This is a genomic window from Paenibacillus sp. YAE3, from assembly GCF_057546105.1.
In genome coordinates this window covers 513,729-531,116 of the sequence record NZ_BAAIYF010000002.1, presented here as the reverse complement: position 1 = coordinate 531,116, position 17,388 = coordinate 513,729, and the positions used below count along the sequence as shown (strand labels likewise).

23 protein-coding genes and 1 other annotated feature are annotated in these 17,388 nt (G+C 52.8%); of the genes, 21 read left to right on the top strand and 2 right to left on the bottom strand.

Annotation, left to right across the window (positions count from 1 at the left end; translation table 11 throughout):
• Window positions 1-184: 184 nt before the first annotated feature.
• Window positions 185-419 (bottom strand) — a binding site (T-box leader).
• A gap of 258 nt (window positions 420-677) precedes the next feature.
• Genes AC27KL_RS05335 through AC27KL_RS05325 form a run of 3 tightly spaced genes read left to right on the top strand, consistent with a single transcriptional unit; the run spans window position 678 to window position 2,571 of the window.
• Window positions 678-1,271 carry a CPBP family intramembrane glutamic endopeptidase gene (locus tag AC27KL_RS05335; protein ID WP_036709953.1) on the top strand — a complete coding sequence of 198 codons (594 nt, stop codon included), beginning with the start codon at window positions 678-680 and terminating at the stop codon, window positions 1,269-1,271.
• Entirely contained in the window at window positions 1,268-1,729 is a 462-nt protein-coding gene (locus AC27KL_RS05330) for a hypothetical protein (RefSeq protein WP_339324295.1), read from the top strand. The genes AC27KL_RS05335 and AC27KL_RS05330 overlap by 4 nt, the downstream gene beginning before the upstream one ends.
• On the top strand, window positions 1,723-2,571 hold the full coding sequence (locus tag AC27KL_RS05325) for a metallophosphoesterase (RefSeq protein WP_487169080.1): 849 nt from the start codon (window positions 1,723-1,725) through the stop codon (window positions 2,569-2,571). Before AC27KL_RS05330 ends, AC27KL_RS05325 begins: the two co-directional genes overlap by 7 nt.
• 65 nt (window positions 2,572-2,636) lie before the next feature.
• Here AC27KL_RS05325 and AC27KL_RS05320 read toward each other — a convergent pair whose 3' ends face one another.
• Window positions 2,637-3,539, bottom strand: coding sequence for a polysaccharide deacetylase family protein (locus tag AC27KL_RS05320; RefSeq protein WP_487169079.1), 903 nt, complete (start codon window positions 3,537-3,539; stop codon window positions 2,637-2,639).
• Between the two features lie 93 nt (window positions 3,540-3,632).
• On the opposite strand from AC27KL_RS05320, the gene AC27KL_RS05315 reads away from it, so the two are divergent.
• The 3 genes from AC27KL_RS05315 (at window position 3,633) to prsW (ending at window position 5,514) form a co-directional block, all read left to right on the top strand.
• Window positions 3,633-3,926 (top strand): hypothetical protein, encoded by a 294-nt coding sequence (locus AC27KL_RS05315; RefSeq protein WP_339324298.1) that lies wholly within the window; start codon window positions 3,633-3,635, stop codon window positions 3,924-3,926.
• Window positions 3,927-4,113: 187 nt separating this feature from the next.
• Complete coding sequence (locus AC27KL_RS05310; RefSeq protein ID WP_339324299.1) at window positions 4,114-4,728, top strand: genetic competence negative regulator; 615 nt, start codon at window positions 4,114-4,116, stop codon at window positions 4,726-4,728.
• Window positions 4,729-4,818: 90 nt separating this feature from the next.
• Window positions 4,819-5,514: a glutamic-type intramembrane protease PrsW gene (prsW, locus tag AC27KL_RS05305; RefSeq protein ID WP_339324300.1), complete on the top strand. Its 696-nt coding sequence runs from the start codon at window positions 4,819-4,821 to the stop codon at window positions 5,512-5,514.
• On the opposite strand, the gene AC27KL_RS05300 is transcribed toward prsW, so the two are convergent.
• A complete protein-coding gene (locus AC27KL_RS05300; protein ID WP_487169152.1) occupies window positions 5,504-5,776 on the bottom strand; it encodes a hypothetical protein in 273 nt (90 codons plus the stop codon). The two genes, prsW and AC27KL_RS05300, sit on opposite strands and share 11 nt — an antisense overlap.
• Window positions 5,777-5,896: 120 nt before the next feature.
• Here AC27KL_RS05300 and ypeB point away from each other — a divergent pair, with 120 nt between their 5' ends.
• The 15 genes from ypeB to AC27KL_RS05225 all read left to right on the top strand — a co-directional run bounded on the left by ypeB (window position 5,897) and on the right by AC27KL_RS05225 (window position 17,334).
• Complete coding sequence (gene ypeB / locus AC27KL_RS05295; RefSeq protein ID WP_487169078.1) at window positions 5,897-7,261, top strand: germination protein YpeB; 1,365 nt, start codon at window positions 5,897-5,899, stop codon at window positions 7,259-7,261.
• Between the two features lie 141 nt (window positions 7,262-7,402).
• Window positions 7,403-8,053 (top strand): flagellar brake protein, encoded by a 651-nt coding sequence (locus AC27KL_RS05290; protein ID WP_487169077.1) that lies wholly within the window; start codon window positions 7,403-7,405, stop codon window positions 8,051-8,053.
• 83 nt (window positions 8,054-8,136) lie between these two features.
• Entirely contained in the window at window positions 8,137-8,361 is a 225-nt protein-coding gene (locus AC27KL_RS05285) for a hypothetical protein (RefSeq protein WP_487169076.1), read from the top strand.
• A 205-nt stretch (window positions 8,362-8,566) separates the two neighbouring features.
• Complete coding sequence (cmk, locus tag AC27KL_RS05280) at window positions 8,567-9,262, top strand: (d)CMP kinase (RefSeq protein ID WP_339324304.1); 696 nt, start codon at window positions 8,567-8,569, stop codon at window positions 9,260-9,262.
• 18 nt (window positions 9,263-9,280) lie between these two features.
• Complete coding sequence (locus tag AC27KL_RS05275) at window positions 9,281-9,871, top strand: lysophospholipid acyltransferase family protein (RefSeq protein ID WP_339324305.1); 591 nt, start codon at window positions 9,281-9,283, stop codon at window positions 9,869-9,871.
• A gap of 120 nt (window positions 9,872-9,991) precedes the next feature.
• Window positions 9,992-11,218: a 30S ribosomal protein S1 gene (gene rpsA / locus AC27KL_RS05270; protein WP_036709977.1), complete on the top strand. Its 1,227-nt coding sequence runs from the start codon at window positions 9,992-9,994 to the stop codon at window positions 11,216-11,218.
• Window positions 11,219-11,440: 222 nt separating this feature from the next.
• Window positions 11,441-12,763: a ribosome biogenesis GTPase Der gene (gene der, locus AC27KL_RS05265; protein ID WP_487169075.1), complete on the top strand. Its 1,323-nt coding sequence runs from the start codon at window positions 11,441-11,443 to the stop codon at window positions 12,761-12,763.
• A gap of 11 nt (window positions 12,764-12,774) precedes the next feature.
• The gene (gene plsY, locus AC27KL_RS05260) at window positions 12,775-13,410 is read left to right on the top strand and encodes a glycerol-3-phosphate 1-O-acyltransferase PlsY (protein WP_339324306.1); all 636 of its coding nucleotides are present in this window, start codon (window positions 12,775-12,777) and stop codon (window positions 13,408-13,410) included.
• Complete coding sequence (locus AC27KL_RS05255) at window positions 13,400-14,440, top strand: NAD(P)H-dependent glycerol-3-phosphate dehydrogenase (protein WP_487169074.1); 1,041 nt, start codon at window positions 13,400-13,402, stop codon at window positions 14,438-14,440. The genes plsY and AC27KL_RS05255 overlap by 11 nt, the downstream gene beginning before the upstream one ends.
• Before the next feature lie 65 nt (window positions 14,441-14,505).
• Complete coding sequence (locus tag AC27KL_RS05250; protein ID WP_036709992.1) at window positions 14,506-14,781, top strand: stage VI sporulation protein F; 276 nt, start codon at window positions 14,506-14,508, stop codon at window positions 14,779-14,781.
• A gap of 166 nt (window positions 14,782-14,947) precedes the next feature.
• Window positions 14,948-15,127 carry a DUF2768 family protein gene (locus tag AC27KL_RS05245; protein WP_339324308.1) on the top strand — a complete coding sequence of 60 codons (180 nt, stop codon included), beginning with the start codon at window positions 14,948-14,950 and terminating at the stop codon, window positions 15,125-15,127.
• Window positions 15,124-15,513, top strand: a complete 390-nt coding sequence (locus tag AC27KL_RS05240; RefSeq protein WP_487169073.1) for a 2Fe-2S iron-sulfur cluster-binding protein — start codon at window positions 15,124-15,126, stop codon at window positions 15,511-15,513. Before AC27KL_RS05245 ends, AC27KL_RS05240 begins: the two co-directional genes overlap by 4 nt.
• 27 nt (window positions 15,514-15,540) lie before the next feature.
• On the top strand, window positions 15,541-16,176 hold the full coding sequence (locus AC27KL_RS05235; RefSeq protein ID WP_487169072.1) for a nucleotidyltransferase family protein: 636 nt from the start codon (window positions 15,541-15,543) through the stop codon (window positions 16,174-16,176).
• A complete protein-coding gene (locus tag AC27KL_RS05230) occupies window positions 16,166-16,522 on the top strand; it encodes a 2Fe-2S iron-sulfur cluster-binding protein (RefSeq protein ID WP_339325098.1) in 357 nt (118 codons plus the stop codon). Before AC27KL_RS05235 ends, AC27KL_RS05230 begins: the two co-directional genes overlap by 11 nt.
• Window positions 16,523-16,560: 38 nt before the next feature.
• Window positions 16,561-17,334, top strand: coding sequence for a hypothetical protein (locus AC27KL_RS05225; RefSeq protein ID WP_487169071.1), 774 nt, complete (start codon window positions 16,561-16,563; stop codon window positions 17,332-17,334).
• Window positions 17,335-17,388: the final 54 nt, after the last annotated feature.

Sequence of the window (17,388 nt, the reverse complement as noted above, 5' to 3'; positions counted from 1 at the left end):
GTTAAAGAATGCAATTCGGCGCTGTATTCCAAAAGCAACGCGGTACTGTGTAAAAGAATACACGTATAACGCACCGCGGATTCAAGCCGCAAGGGACGCTGAACGGACTTGCAATCGATGCTGAACAGACTTGCGAAGAGGAGCATATAACAAAAAAACTCTCAATCCGCACACTACTTGCGTAGCAAGGGACGAGAGTTGTTCGTGGTACCACCCTAATTCACCGCCGGATTTGACGCCGGCAGCCTCAGAGGCCATGGTAAAGGCCTATTTGATAACGGAAATTACCCGGCTGCACCTACTGTAAAGTTCAATGCAGCTTCTCTGGAACGCTGAAGACGTCTTGCCCGCCACCGGTTTGCACCAACCACCGGCTCTCTGAAGGCATTCAAGGGTCTTTTTTCCTTCATCGGTTTTGACTCGATAATTTTTTTCATAATGTATCATGGCCCCGCGGCTGCTGTCAATAGGAAAACTCGGGCTTCTTGAATCTTTTGCGCGAAATCTGATATGATTTTGATGGTGTTTCATGGCGTTTTTTCATAGGCTCTATCATACCCTATCGCCACATGGCGCAGCTTTGGAGGCGGCGATTTCCCGAACGCGACAAAATGCGATATGATAGAGGTGAGGGCGAACGAACTTTGTAGCTAAATTAAACGACAGGCAGGCAAAAGATGAAAAAATTCAAATTCCGTGCGCCTAAACTGAAACAGGCCACTCCCGATCAGCTGACGGACCGTCTGCTGCTGATCAATCTGTACCTCACCCAAGGACTTACCTTCATTATCGGAATCATTTGGATATTGTTTCAGAGAAGAAATCCCCTGGAGCTGTTTGCCGTACAGCCGGGATCCTATTTTTGGGCGTGGGGCCTCGGCCTTGCGGCCGTGATGTTTCTGATCGATTTTGCGGTGTCCCGGATTACGCCCGAGGAAGTCATGGATGACGGAGGAATCAACCATTTGTTGTTCCGGAAGCGTCCCGTTTGGCATATCATATGCATAGCCGCCGTCGTCGCGGTATGCGAGGAGCTGCTGTTCAGGGGCGCAGTACAGCATTCGTTCGGCCCTTATTGGACCAGCATCCTGTTCGCGGCGATCCATGTCCGTTATCTGCGGCATTGGATACCGACGGCCTGGGTATTCCTAAGCAGCTATGGGCTGGGTTACATCTACATACATTCGGGCACGCTGCTTGCCCCGGTGGTATGCCATTTTGCCATCGACTGCATTTCCGGTTTGGTCATACGATTTCGGAGGGAATCATGAGTACTGAGTTAAGCAGAGTCAAAACGTATAAAAGCCGAAAAAAAAACGCTAGAAAAAAGCCCCCCTTGCCGGCGCAGGACGGCAATCAACCGGTCGCCGGAACGTCGCGCCGGGAGCGCTTGAAGACTGCGGGGGCGACCTTAAGCAGGGTGAAGGCAAGGAAAGAGCGAAGCGAAGCTCCCAAGCCGGAGGAGGAAGTACGGGAACAAAGCGCCCCGTTCGAGCCGACGGGTTCGTTCCGCTCCCGGTCTGCAAGGCATAAAGCAGGACACGAAAGAGTTCAAAACGCGGGGGGAGAAGAAGATGGCACCCCGAGCCGAACCGACAAATACACCTCCAGGAAAATCGTCGTCAGCAAATATTTTACGAATTCGCTCTTTTTCCTTTTCCTGGTCCTGACGATGTTTTTGGTGTATTGGGGAGTCAAAGGCGCCCCTCCGCTGGAGGATCTGTGGTAACGGCAGCGCTCCTGTGGAGCGCCGGCCTGATCGCGGCCTGCTGCGTCCTGCTTTTTGCAAGGATGTCCTATGAAGCGAGGATGCACGCGGTCACCCGTTCAGAGGTAAAGCTTGAAAGATTGCCGGAGGCGTTCGACGGAAGCCGGATTTTTTTTATTTCGGATATTCATAAACGAAAGCTTTCGGAATCGTTTTTACGGACGATGCAGGGGAAAGCCGACTGGGTGATCCTGGGCGGCGACATCATGGAAAGGAACGTGCCGCTCGATCGCGTGCGGGACAATTTGAAGCTTCTGTCGCGGATCGGCCCGATGTACGCGGTATACGGCAACCATGACCTGAAGGCCGACCCTGCGGGTTTGGCCGCTGCGCTGCAAGAAGCCGGAGGCAGGCTGCTGAGGAACGAAAACGTCTTGCTGGAACGGGCGGGCGACCGCATCCTTCTTACCGGCGTGGACCAGCCGCTTCAAAAGCGCGATGGGTACCCCGGGCTTCCCGAGTTGCCTCCGGGGACTTCGGATCTTTGCCGGATCGTCGCCGTTCATGATCCCGTCTGGATCCAGCACGTGCCCGAAAAGCCGGCGGACCTGATTCTTGCAGGACATACCCACGGGGGGCAAATCCGTTTTCCGTTTCTCGGCGCGCTTCGGCTGAACCGGTTTTACCGCAAATACGATTGCGGATGGTTCCGGTGGTACCAGCCCGGGGCGGACGTTCAAAGGCCCCAAATGCTGATCAGCCGCGGATTCGGCAACCGGCGGGTAACGCTTCGTTTATGCTGTCCTGCCGAAATGCATCTTATTCGGCTTCGCAGGGCGATCCCCGATCAAACCGAGGCATAAAAGCCGATACGTCAAAAAGGCGCTTCTCGCCGGCACAGCCGGGAGAAACGCCTTTTTTTGGTTTTTTAGCGCATTTCAAGCTCGATGCTGCGCGGGTCCACGAAGGAGTAGCCTTTGCTTTCCAGCTTGGTCAAAAGCTCGTCCAGCGCTTCGGCCGTCCACGGGAGCTCATGCATCAAGATATTGCTGCCGGCGTGAAGCTGGTCCATGACGTTTTGGATGACCTGTTGGGGGTTGTCCTTTCCTTTGGATTTCATCGTCCAATCCAGGGATCCGTTGGACCAGGTCATGTAGAGGAGGCCGTTTTCCTTGGCGACCTTTTTGCCGACATCGCCGCCTTCGCCGAAGGGCGGGCGGAAAAATACCGGCGCTTCTCCGATCGTGGCTTTCACGATGTTTTGCACGTCTTCGATTTGCTGCCTTACTTTCGCCTCGGGCTCCTTCCGCAGGGAGATATGGTCCCAGCTATGGTTGCCGACGATTTGGCCGCGATCGTGGATCAGCTTCAGCAATTCGGGATTTTCTTTTACCCGGTAGCCGTTGACGAAAAAGATCGCTTTGGCGTGATGCTTGTCCAGCGTATCAATCAAACCGTTGATCCATTCCGCTTTTTTCGGACCGTCGTCGAACGTGAGCAGCACGACCTTTTTCTCCGTCCCTTCATCGTTAGGCACGATGTTGTAGGCTTTGTTCATGTGGTACTTCACCGGAACGGCCGCCGGGGCAGCGTCGTTTGCGCTTTCCCCGCCTGCGGGTTGGCCTGAGCCGCCGCTTCCCTGCTCCGCGCCCGTTTCGCCGGCAGGCTGATTCGCCCCGTTTCCGTTTGGCTTCGCCGGCGCTTTTTCTTTTGTTTCGTCCTGCTGCTGTACCGCCGTTTTGGCGTTTTCGGTGGCCGCCTCGTCTTTTCCTCCGCATGCGCTGAGGAGCAGCGCCGTCAAAAGAAGCAGCGCAGCCGTTTTTCTTACCATTATTTCATCTCGCTTTCCTGTTTTTTTGCCGCATGAGCATGCCGTGATCCGCGAACACTAGACTTGATTTTATCACATAAGGAGGTTGTAATTGTGAATACTTCGTCATTTATAAGCGGCGTTTTGATTGGTGCGGCGGCAACTGCCCTCGTCTCCAGAAGCAGAGGCAACATCACTTCCGCCATCGCCAGCAACGCGGGCAAAATGATGGACATCGGCTCGATCGGTTCCATCGGCATGAACAACCATGAATCCCGTTATTCGGAACCCCATTCCAAGGTGGAAAGCATGAAGCAAATCAATGAATTCATCAACAGCAATCCCGACGTAAAAAGGGAAGTGGATTCGATTCTGAAGGAGACAAACACCGTCATTCCGGGTTTGTAAACGATTGAAAAACCATAAGAATCATTTTTGGGGCGACAGTGCCCAAAATGATTCTTTTTTTGTCTATTTTACAGCGTGCATTTTGAGTTATATAATGATAACATACTTACATAGAACTATTTTCAGCACACCATTATGGGAGACATCATAATTTGTTATAACATTGCTTACAGAGGAGGATCCTGTCATGAAAATAGAACGATTAAGCTCAGATAAGATACGGATTTTCCTCACGTTCGACGATTTGAGTGAGCGAGGAATTCAGAAGGAAGACATGTGGAAGGAACTTCCCAAAGTCCACGAGCTGTTCACCGAAATGATGGATCAGGCCTACAATGAACTCGGTTTCGACGCAACCGGACCGCTCGCCGTGGAAGTTTTTGCCCTTCCCGCTCAAGGCATGGTCGTCATCGTGACCCGCGGAAAATATGATTATCAGCACTACAGCCACTTAGGGGAAGATGAGCTCCCCGAGGAAGTGTACGAAATGGAAGTCACTTTGGAGCAAAGCGACACCATCGTTTACGCGTTCGGCGATTTTGAAGTGCTGATCGAAGCAGCGCATGTTCTTGGCGGTCACATCACCGAGGAAGGCCGTCTTTATCATTATAGAGATAAATGGATTTTGTTTATCGATCCGGACAACGTCGATTCCGGCAAGCTTCCTTCGCTGATCGCCGTTTTGGCGGAATTCGGGGAAGCCGCTTCCTATACGGAAGCGGTCCTTGAAGAATACGGCAAGGTGGTTATGCCGGAAAAAGCCATTGCAACGATCCGTGAACATTTCAAAAGACAGGACTAAAGCTTGTCATCCCATGGGCATTTCTTTGCTTCATGGGATGAATTGCGTTTAATTCATGCGGTATTTTAATCAGAAAAAGGGGGGAAAACGGTGCTTTGGTTTTCGGTTATAGCTTCGGCGTTGGCGCCGGGTCTCGCCCTTTTGACGTATTTTTACCTGAAGGACAGATATGAGCAGGAACCACTCATGATGGTCGTCAAAGTGTTCGTGCTCGGTTTTTTGATCGTCGTGCCGGTGATGATTATCCAGCGGGGGATGACCGGCGGGTTTGGCGGCAATCCATACGTGGAGTCCTTTGTCATATCGTCTTTCGTCGAGGAATTTCTGAAATGGTTCGTGCTGTACCATATGATCTACAACCATACGGAGTTCGACGAGCCTTATGACGGCATCGTATACGCGGTGGCGATCTCGCTCGGTTTTGCGACCGTTGAAAACGTCATGTACGCTTGGTACAGCCACGCATCGATCGGCGCGATGTTCCTCAGGGCGCTGCTCCCGGTTTCCGGACACGCGATGTTCGGCGTCATGATGGGGTATTACCTCGGCCGGGCCCGTTTTTCCGAAGGCGCGAAAGCCAAACGTTTTCTGGTGTATTCCATGGTTATTCCGTGGTTCTGGCACGGCGTGTACGACCTGATTTTGGCGACCATGACCCAATATTGGATTTGGTTCATCGTTCCGCTGATGGCCTTTTTATGGTACGGAGGCATGGGGAAGGTCACCCGGGCCAACAACCGCTCTCCTTTCCGTTTCCTTAAACGTGAGGAAGAGGTTAATATGTGACGAAAATGGGCACACTTGATCCTATGAACTTCCATTTCTGGAAATTTGTTTGATCGGGGGGTGCTTTTTTTTGCGCGTAAAAGTGACGATCGTGTGCAAGCAGTGCGGAGAGCGCTTTGTTTTGCGGGGCAAAAGGGATCGGGGCCGGATCGAGACCGGATTTAAGCAATGCCTTTGCAACAACAAAAACCATTTCGACATCGAAGAGCTCCCGCTTTAACCGGCACAGAAAAATGGCGCTTACCGCTGCCAATTGATGCATAAGACTCCTTTCTTCTTGTCAAACTAACAGCAGCAACCAGTAGAGTGATCCATCAGCCGTTATGAAAGCGAAAAGCTTGGTTTGATCGGTTCAGCTGAAGAAAGGAGACTTAAAGCAATTATGTACAAGCGGTTAAGCGCTGTTTTGTTTCCCATCGTGACTCTCCTGATGATCGGCGCATTTGTGTGGGGGTACCAGGAGAACCAGGAAAAAAACTCAATTTTGATTAAAGCCGAAAACCAATATCAGCGTGCGTTCCACAACTTGTCTTACCACATGGACCGGCTCCACAGCGAGCTTGGCAACACGCTGGCCGTCAGCTCTTCCTCCAATGCGATGCACCGCAAAGGGCTTATCAACGTCTGGAGGCTGACGAGCGAAGCCCAAAACGAGATCAACCAGCTTCCGCTGACGATGCTTCCGTTCAATAAAACCGAGGACTTCTTGTCCCGGATTTCGAACTTCTCGTATCAGACGTCGATGCGCAATCTCGAAAAGGAACCGCTCAGCAACGAAGAACTGCAAAACCTGAAAGTGTTGTACAAAAACTCCGGCGAGATCACCAAACATCTGCAAGACGTCCAAAGCAAGGTGATCAGCAACCGCCTGCGCTGGATGGACGTGGAAAGCGCCATGGCGTCCGAAGAGAAGCAGATGGACAACACGATCATCGACGGCTTCAAAACCGTCGACAAGCGCGTCGGCGAATACCCGGAATTAAACTGGGGCCCGGCCGTATCGAGCATCTACGACAAACGGTCCGTCAAAATGCTTTCCGGCACGGCGGTATCGCAGGAAGACATCAAACGCAAAGCGGTTAAGTTCGCGGATGCCGGTGCGGGAGCGTCCGTCCAGGTAACCGAAAACGGCAAGGGAACGGACTGGGAATCGTACACCGCAACCGTGAAGGCAAAAAATCTGCCGGCCGTCGTTTCGATGGATTTTACGAAAAAAGGCGGGCTTCTGATCAGCTACCATGACAACCGCAAAATCGGACACAAGGCGGTGACGATGGAGCAGGCCAAAGCAAACGCCGACCAGTTCCTCAGCAAAAAGGGTTACAAAGGCATGACGGCCGTCACCGCCGACCAATACGGGAATATGGGGAACCTGACCTATGTGAGCACGCAGGACGGCGTCCTGATCTATCCTGAGAAAATCACGGTTCGCGTCGGGTTGGACAACGGCGAGGTGACGGGGTTCCAGGCCAGCGATTACGTTTATGAGCATAAAGAGGGCAAGCGCAACTTGGCAAAACCGAAAATGGGCATCGCCGAAATCCGGAAAAAATTGAATCCGGAATTCAAGGAAACCTATCACCGGCTGGCGCTCATCAAGGACGATTTGGGCAAGGAAACGCTTTGCTACGAAATCGGGGGCAACATCAACGGTTCAAGATACCGGATGTACCTGGATGCGAATGACGGGTCCGAAAAAATGGTGGAGGAGCTGAAATCCTCCGACCGCCAGTCTGCAGTCCGGTAAAATAGACTTTTATACCCGCCTAACGAAGGGGCCTTTTGAGAAAAAAGGCTCCTTTTTTGCTGAAATAATACGCGTACCTGAGACAAAAGACATGGTATAATCAGGGCATGCGGTACATTTTTAAGTTGGCGGTGAACGTTTTTGTATCCGAAAATTAATGACTTATTGATGATTAGCGTAGATTCGGGAGACGAAAAAGAAACGAGGGTGGAATATAAATCCAGAATCGCCGACATGGACGAGGACTCGATTCTCATCGAAGTTCCGATCCGGGAAGGAGGAGGGCAGCTTAAAAAGCTGTTCGTCGGGGACGAGCTGTCCATCTATTTTATGACCGACGGCGGCGTCAAGAACTACTTCAATTCCTATGTGACCGGGTTCAAGCAGGACGTGATCCGGATGGTGAGGATCCGAAAGCCCGACCCCGACTCGATCGGCAAAATCCAGCGGCGCAGCTTTTTGCGGGTAAGCGGAGAACTCGAGGTGGCCGTCAGGATGGATAACGGCCGGCGTTTCCTGACCCATACCGACGATATCGGGGGAGGCGGAATATCTTTTTACTGCGAACCGGAACATCGCGTGGCGGAAGGGGACAGGATGTCCTGCTGGGTGCTGGTGCCCTATAAAAACGGAAGCCTTGAGCATGTGCCGTTCGAAGGCGAAATCGTCAGGATCAAAGCGCTGGATAACGGCCGCAAAATTGTCATGGCCAAATTCACGACGATCGCGGACATCGAACGGCAGAAGCTGATCAGATACTGCTTCGAACGCCAGCTCGACTTCAGGCGATAAGCCCTGTTTGCAAGATAAGCAAGATCCTGAATAAAACGGGCGGTTTCCGGACACAGTAATAGGAAAAATCCGGGAGACTTGCCATGATGAACGAAAAAGAACAAGTTGAGCAATATGTGCGGCTGTTCGAACGGCTGTGCGAACAAACGGGGAAATGGACGAAAATTTTGCTCGTTTTTTTGATCGCCGCGCTCGTCTTTTTTCAGGCCGCTCTGCACATCCATTCCCTTCGTCCGCTGATTTCTCCGGTGGACCGATTGGACGGAATACCGATAAAAGAGCGAAATGTAAAGGATTGGCATCCATGAACCGAAGGGTGTTTTTTTGCATCGGTGTAGGTTGTGTGGTATAATTTTCACAGCGCAGGCAATGCCTGCTTTTTTCTTGAGTGATCGAAGAGGCGTTAGCTCGGGCTGAAGCCGCTTATGGATCGCAGGGGGAGTCGGCTGGCAAGCCGCGTTCCCGCCGCTCTATAACATTTCTTATGCTTATGATTTGAGGAGGAATGCCCCTTTGAGTAGGCAGGGGACGGAGAACAACATGAAGATCAATATCGCGATTGATGGACCTGCCGGGGCGGGAAAAAGCACGATTGCTCGATTGGTGGCCAAAGAGCTGTCCTACATATATGTGGATACCGGCGCGATGTACCGGGCCGTGACCTGGTATATGCTGAAGCATGGAATCAAGCCGGAATCTTCGGCGGAAGTGCTGCGTCATGCCCAAGCGTTGGAGATCGAACTTCTTCCGGGGGCCGACGGGCAAAAGGTGCTGGTGGACGGCCAAGACGTGACGGGGTTCATACGCTCGCTCGAAGTCAACGGCACGGTATCGCAATACGCGCAAATCGAAGGGCTTCGCAAGCATTTGGTAGCGCTGCAGCAGCAGATGGCTGCCCGCAAAGGCGTGGTCATGGACGGAAGGGACATCGGGACGACGGTTCTGCCGGACGCCGAACTGAAGATTTTCATGACGGCCAGCGTGAAGGAACGTGCGCTCCGCCGATTCAAAGAGTTGAGTGATGCGCAGGGCTTGACCTTGGAGCAGCTGGAAAAGGATATTTCCGAACGCGATCGTTTGGACGCAGAACGCGAAATTTCGCCGCTGCGCTGCGCGGATGACGCTATCGTGCTGGATACGACGCATATGGACATCCCTCAGGTCGTCGACACGATCGTTTCCTATTGCAAAGCGCAAACGAACTCTTAAGGATGGGGAGAAGGAAGCATGTTTTATGAGTTTTGCCGGGGGCTTTTGCGGGGGATTTTCGCCGTGGCTTACCGTCTTGAGGCAACGGGGGATGAGAACATCCCGAAGGAAGGCGGAGTGCTGCTCTGCTCGAACCATATCAGCGTCCTGGACCCGATCACGGTGGGCATCAGAATCAAGCGTAAAATCAAATTCATGGCCAAGGCCGAGCTGTTTAAGGTGCCCGTGCTCGGACCGATCATCACGAAGCTGGGTGCGTTTCCGGTCAAACGCGGAGGCGTCAGCAAGGAATCGATCAAAACATCCCTCACCATTTTGCGTAACGGCGAAATGATGGGCATTTTCCCGGAAGGCACGCGACATTCCGACAGCGGAGCGGCCAAAAAGGGCGCAGCGACTTTTGCTCTGCGAAGCGGGGCTGCAGTCGTGCCTGTCGCCATTGTCGGCGATTACAAGCTTTTCCGGAAAATGAGAGTGATATACGGCGCTCCGTTGGATTTAACCGAATTCAAGGAAATGGAGTCCGGGGAAGCGGTGGAAGCGGTCACGGACAATATCATGTCGCGCATCCGCGAGATGCAGAAGACCGGGAAGCCGACGGTGAAGTAAGCGCCGGTGCATGAATGCAAGCACTTATTGGAAAGATATGATCACAACTGTTTTCAAGTTTTGAACTCTGCGTCAGCAGGTTTGAATAAATGGTTTTTTTGAATTGAGGAGGGTATTGACATGTCGGAAGAAACAAAAAATCAAGAAGCAGAAGTAACTCAGGAGGAAATGGACCAAATCGTATCCTTGAAAAAAGGGGACACCGTAAAAGGTTCGATCGTCAAGCTGGAAGATAACCAAGCTTATGTAAGCATTGGATATAAATACGACGGTGTGATCCCGATCCGCGAACTGTCTTCGGTTCATCTGGACAACGCGTCGGACGCGGTTCAGATCGGACAGGAGGTAGAATGCAAAGTGGTCAGCATCGATGACGAAAAAGAAAAACTCGTTCTTTCCAAACGCGCGATCGACAGCGAAAACGCTTGGGAAGAGCTCGAAAAACACTTTGAAGCGCAAGACGTGTTCGAAGTTACCGTGGCTGACGTCGTGAAAGGCGGATTGGTTGCGGACGTGGGCGTGCGCGGATTCATTCCGGCTTCCATGGTAGAGCGTCATTTCGTTGAAGATTTCAGCGACTACAAAGGACGCACGCTGCGCGTGAAGGTGAAAGAAATCGACCGCGAGAACAACAAGGTGATTCTTTCCCAAAAAGACGTGCTCGACGAAGAATTCGAAGCCAACAAACTGAAAGTGATGTCCGAACTTCAAGAAGGCCAAGAGCTTGAAGGTACGGTACAGCGCTTGACCCAATTCGGCGCATTCGTTGACGTAGGCGGCGTAGACGGACTGGTTCACGTGTCCGAAATGGCATGGAACCATGTCGAAAAACCTTCCGACGTCGTATCCGAAGGGGATAAAGTCAAAGTCAAAGTTCTGAAAGTAGACCCTGAAAAAGGAAAAATCAGCCTCAGCATGAAAGCGGCTCAGCCTGGTCCTTGGGATACTGCTGCAGAAAAATTCCATACAGGCGATGTGGTAACAGGCGAAGTCAAACGTCTGGTGACCTTCGGTGCATTTGTTGAGCTTGCTCCAGGAGTCGAAGGACTTGTTCATATTTCCCAAATTTCTCATAAACACATCGGCACCCCGCATGAAGTCCTGAAAGAAGGACAAGAAGTTCAAGTGAAAATCCTTGACATCAACACCGCTGAAAAACGCGTGAGCCTCAGCATCAAGGAAACGGAAGAAGCTCCGGCTCCGGCTCCTAAAGCGGACAGACCGGCAAAAAGCGGCGGAAACCACAAGGATGAGCTTAAAGACAATCCTAACGTATCTCTGAGCAACCAAGGTCTCAGCATTACGCTTGGGGAACGTTTTGGAGACAAACTGAGCAAGTTCAAGTGATGACCACCGTCTCGGAAGCAAAAAACGGCGAACCCTTCATCGGGTTCGCTTTTTTGCTTTCATGTCATGCGCAAAAATGTATAATAAACAGGTTCAATGGCGCATGGAATCCCGTTTCTACGGGAAAATAGGATTAATAAGACGATCCGTCCATGAAAGGTTAGCCAAAATAAGCGTTTTTTGCTATGATGATTATCGTAAGTATTGACAGGAGGAGTGAATATGGCAAGACCCGTAGTAGCTATCGTTGGCAGGCCTAACGTTGGTAAATCAACCATTTTCAATCGATTGATCGGCGACCGGCTGGCCATCGTGGAAGATAAACCGGGTATTACCCGCGACCGGATTTATGGGGTATCCGAATGGAACGGCAAAGCGTTCAGCGTCATCGATACCGGGGGGATCGAAATCGACGGCGATGACGTCATTTTGAAATCCATCCGCATGCAGGCCGAGCTTGCAATCGAGGAAGCGGATGTGATCGTGTTCATGTGCGACGCCAAAAGCGGGGTCACGCAATCGGACGAAGAAGTGGCCCAAATTTTGTTCCGCTCCGGAAAGCCGATCGTGCTCGCCGTGAACAAGGTGGATAACCTCAGCCGCCATGACGAAATTTATGAGTTTTACAGCCTTGGATTCGGCGACCCGATCGCGATCTCCGGCAGCCACGGAACAGGCATCGGCGATTTGCTTGATGCGATCGTCGATATATTGCCCGATCTTAGCGACGACGACTACGACGAGGACGTCATCCGCGTTGCGCTGATCGGACGCCCCAACGTGGGCAAATCTTCTCTCGTCAATGCCATTCTGGGCGAGGAACGCGTCATCGTCAGCGATATCGCGGGCACGACAAGGGATGCGATCGATACGCCGTTTGAAAAGGACGGGCAGCGTTACGTCCTGATCGATACGGCGGGGATGCGCAAACGCGGCAAAGTATACGAGACGACGGAAAAATACAGCGTCATGCGGGCCATGCGCGCCATCGAACGGGCGGACGTCGTATTGATCGTTATCAACGGCGAGGAAGGCATCATCGATCAGGACAAGCATATTGCCGGTTACGCGTATGAAGCGGGCAAAGCATCCATTTTCGTCGTCAACAAATGGGATATCGTCGAGAAGGACGACAAAACGATGCACCAGTTCGAGAAAAAGATCCGGGATCATTTTCTCTTCATGACGTATGCACCGATCGTGTTTTTGTCCGCCAAAACGAAGTCTCGCCTGCATAAGCTGCTGCCCGTTGTTCAGCATGTGGCCCAGCAGCATTCTCTTCGCGTGCAGACGCATCTGCTTAACGACGTCGTTTCCGATGCGGTCGCGATTAACCCTCCTCCGACGGATAAAGGAAGGCGTTTGCGCATTAACTATGTCACCCAGGTGGCCGTCAAGCCGCCGACCATGGTTGTATTTGTTAATGATCCTGAGCTGATGCATTTCTCCTATGAACGGTATTTGGAGAATAAAATACGGGGGGCGTTCGATTTTGAAGGGACCCCGATCAGGATCTTTACGCGGCGCAAATCGGATGAAAGTTAGGGGAGAATAGTTTGACATTACAGATCATCGCCATTGTACTGAGTTATTTGCTCGGCTCCGTCAGTTTCAGCGTCGTGCTGGCCAAACTTCTGAAAGGGATCGATATCCGCCAGCATGGAAGCGGAAATGCGGGAGCTACCAACACGCTGAGAATTTTGGGAAAAGGGCCGGCCATTGCCGTGCTGCTGCTTGACGTATTGAAGGGCATCGGCGCCATTTGGCTGGGCAAGTGGCTTGGGGGAGGAAACGAATGGATTCCCGCCCTCTGCGGCCTGGCTGCCATCGTCGGCCATAACTGGCCCGTGTACTTCCGTTTCCGCGGCGGCAAAGGGATCGCCACCACGATCGGCATTATGGCAACGCTCTGCTTTTTCCCGGCATTGTGCGCGGGAATCATCGCCATTTTATTGATCGTGTTTACGCGTTACGTTTCGCTCGGTTCGCTTGTATTCGTGGCGCTGACTCCTATTTCTCTGTTAGTCTTTGGTTTGATCCAAGGTTTCGACTGGCCGATTTTCTGGTCCAGTTTGGTCATTTGTTTGTTTGCCTTCTGGAGACACCGCAGCAATATCGTAAAGATCGTTCAAGGACGGGAAAACAAAATTGGCTCCGGAGGTTCCAAAGGGGGAAAGGGCATTGTCAAATAAGATAGCCGTACTGGTTGCGGGAAGCTGGGGCACCGCCCTGGCCAGCGTTCTCGCCTGCAATCACCCGAACGTGGTGATCTGGAGCCGCAGCAGCGAGCAGGTACGGGAAATCAACGAGAAGCATATGAACAGCCGGTATTTGCCTGACGCCGCGCTGCCGGCCAACCTTAAAGCGACAACGGATCTCGAAGAGGCCGTCAAGGATGCGGGGGCGGTGCTGATCGTGGCCCCGTCCAAAGCGATGCGCGAAGTGGCGCGGTCGCTGAAGGCGTATTGGCGCAAAGACATGCTGTGCATCCACGCGACGAAAGGGTTCGAAACCGAAACGCTGAAGCGGATGTCGACGGTCATTTCCGAAGAGCTTGGCATCGAAGAGGGCGACGTTGTCGTTCTATCGGGGCCGAGCCACGCGGAGGAAGTCATCCGCCGCTGCCCGACGACGGTCGTAGTGGCCTCCCTCAACCAAAAGGCCGCGGCCGCGGCGCAATATTTGTTCATGAACGCCGACTTCCGCGTGTATACCAACAGGGACATGTTAGGCGTCGAATTGGCCGGGGCGCTCAAAAACATCATTGCGCTCGGGGCCGGCATGTCCGACGGGCTTGGTTACGGCGACAATGCAAAAGCGGCGCTGCTGACGCGGGGGCTTGCGGAGATCACCCGGATCGGCGTCGAACTGGGGGCCAACCCGCTTACGTTTTCGGGGCTTGCCGGGGTCGGTGACCTGGTGGTTACTGCGACCAGCCGTCACAGCCGGAACTGGCGGGCAGGCTCGATGCTTGGCCAAGGGAAAAAGGTCGACGAAGTCCTGGACTCCATGGGCATGGTCGTAGAAGGGATCCGCACGACGCAAGCGGCCCACACGATCTCCGCCAAATACGGCGTGCAAATGCCGATCGCGGAGCAGCTGTACCAAGTGCTGTTTGAGAACAAAGATCCCCGCATCGCCGTCGAAGCCCTGATGGGCCGCGACCCGAAGACGGAAATGGAAGCCATGAAGCTCGAAACCTGGGAGCAGTGGCATAGCTGATCTTTTCACCTTTCAGGGCCAATCCTCATATATATAAGTTGAGGACTGTCGGAGGAGGGGAGAAGATGAGCAAAAATTTCCCGAAAGATGTGCTGAACGTCGTCAACAAGAAATCCGGTAAGCGCATCTCGGAAAGCCAGGTTAAGAAATTAGCCAGTACCGTAAAACCGTCCACGATGCAAAACGAGACCCAGCTCCGCCAACTGATCAAGCAAGTGTCCGCGATGGCCAACGTTCCGGTCAGCGAAGAGACGATCCAGGACATCGTGAGCGCGGTCAAAAAAAGCGGCATGAACCCGCAAAACATGGAATCGTTGATGAAATTAATGATGAAGAAATAAATCGGGTTACCCAAAATCAAAGGGCAATAAGCCTTTGAAGCCTTAAGCTTCAAGGACTTTATGCTCTTTTTTTCAGATGTCGATTTTACGTAACCCTTTTCGCTAAAAATGCGGACAAGTTTCATGCTATAATACGTCTATATATCAAGAAATGGAGAGTCAGCCTATGGATCCGATGACAAAAATGTGGGTCTCCCTGATTGCCATCCTGATCATGGGATTATCCGTGTTTTTAATTACGTTTGCCCGCACGAAAACAACCGGCATTCTTCGCGGCGCTTTATCTTTTGTGGCGTTTATTTTTATGGTAGTGGGATTTCTCGGAGGAGTGGCGGCGTTGATATGAACCCGTTCCGCATTTTTTTTGACAAAAAAAAGCCGGCAAACGAAGAGACGGTTGAACCGGAACAACGCGCAACCGCGACTTCCGGGGAAGCCACCATGCAGCTGAAAGGACGGACGATCGAAAAAACGGTCGTGCCCGAACCGGGAAAAACGATCCTTCAGCATGCAAAGGACCATGAAATCGACTGGCAGCATATGTGCCGCCGCGGCACGTGCGCCCGCTGCAGATGTCAGGTCGTGGAGGGAGCGGAGCTGCTCGAAGAGCCGACGGAAGCCGAACTTCGGCGCCTCGACCCGGAAGAATTCGACGAAGGTTTCCGCCTAGGATGCCAGGCGGTCGTACGATCCCCGGGAAAAATCGTAGCGCGGAACAAAACTTATTTTTAAACGGATGGTTGGATAGGAGAGTGGGACATGCAGGTTTCATCCGAACTACATCATGCGCTGCAGCAGTTATCTGAACGGTTCGGGCAAGCCGGGAATTGCTGGCTGGTCGGCGGAAGCTGCGGACTTCTGCTCCAGAACGTGCGTCTTGACGCCATGCCCCGGGATATCGACGTCTATGCGGATGATGTCCGCGTAAGCCGGCTTCACGGCCTGCTGAACGACTTGGCCGTCGACGAACCCGAAGTGAGCCGGACGGATACATATCACTCCACCCTCAGCCATTATAAGCTGGGCGATTATTTGATGGAACTGGTCGGCAGCTTTAAGGTTCATGCGTCGGGGAGCCGCTATGAGGTTCTGGTGGAAAAACTTTTGCTCCCGGAAGCCAAAACGGCTGAGATCGGAGGCTTTTCCATTCCCCTGATGCCGCTTGGACATGAATTGGTGTTTAACGTGCTTAGGGAGCGTCCCGACCGGTATCAAGCGATCGCCGCAACGATGACGACCGATTTGGGGAGCCATATGCCGCTGCTCCGCCGCATCTTCGAAACCTGCCGGCTGTCGCGCAAGCATGCGGTGCAAATCGAAAAACTGCTCGGCTTAAGCGGAGACGGCAGCCATTTTCGCGTCGCGCCCGAGGAGCCGTTGCATGATGAAGCATGAAATTACGTTTAAGCCTTCGGGCAAAAAGACGGCCGTAAGCCCCGGCACGACGGTGCTGGAGGCTTCCCGCCGGGCGGGCGCCCCTATTCCGACGCGCTGCGGCGGCAAAATGGGCTGCCTCATGTGCAAAATCGAAGTGGACGATCAAGCCAAAGAGCAGCTGTCTCCCCCGTCGGAGGCGGAAAGCCGGAAGCTTGGTTCGTTGATCCATACAGGGATAAGGCTGGCCTGCCAGTCGAAAATCGAAGGAGCGGTGACAGTCACCATACCTGAAGACAAGCTGAAGGCCGCGATCCGCAAACAGCTGGAGGCGGCGCGGCAGCGGGATCAGGAAGACCTTTGGTGATGCCTGCCCGATTTGACATTTTCACGACATAAAGGATGATGATTGTGATTCAGGCTCATTTCGCCAAACGTTCCGGTACCCTCCGGAAAGCCGCGGCCGCCGTCATGGCGGTTTTGCTTGCGGTCAGCTTGTCCGGATGTTTGTACCCGGATGAGAAAAAAAACGAAAACAGGGTGTCGTATCGCGAAAGCGTCAAACGCATCCAGTCCGCGATCGACGATTATCAAAAAGAAAAAGGTCTGCTGCCGATATTGAACGCGGACCAGGACACGCCGAAATATGAGAAATTCCGGATCGACCTGGATAAGCTGCAAAAAGAGGGATTCATCGATGAAATCCCGTCGACGGCCTTCGAGAAGGGCGGAAGCGCCTACTTCCTCATTCAGGACGAAGAAACGAAACCTACGGTCAAAGTGATGGATCTGATCACGGTCCAAAAAGTCAACGACGTACAGCGTCTCGTCAATCAATACAAGATCGCGCATGACGGGAAACTCCCTGCCGGCGACGAAGTTTATCCGGATATTCATGCGGTGGACCCTTCGCTTGCAGGTTTGAAGGATATCGGTTTGAAAAGCGTCTATTCCGGCCAGGAGGTCCGTTTTATCATGGACCGGGCAGGCACGGTTTACGTCGACTACGCATTCGATATGATGCAGCTGATCGATAAGCAAGGCCTCAAGCCGACCCAAGAGGAGGATTTGCGGGAAGAGCTGGTGAAAGCATCGGAATACGTTCCCGTCAAATCGCTGCCGTACCGATGGTCCGGGGATGCGCCGGTAGCCGTCGCGCCCGGATCCTCGTCCCAATAACCCCATAGATTCCTATAGCCGTTGTTCCAAGCGATCCGCTTGCGAAGAGCGGCT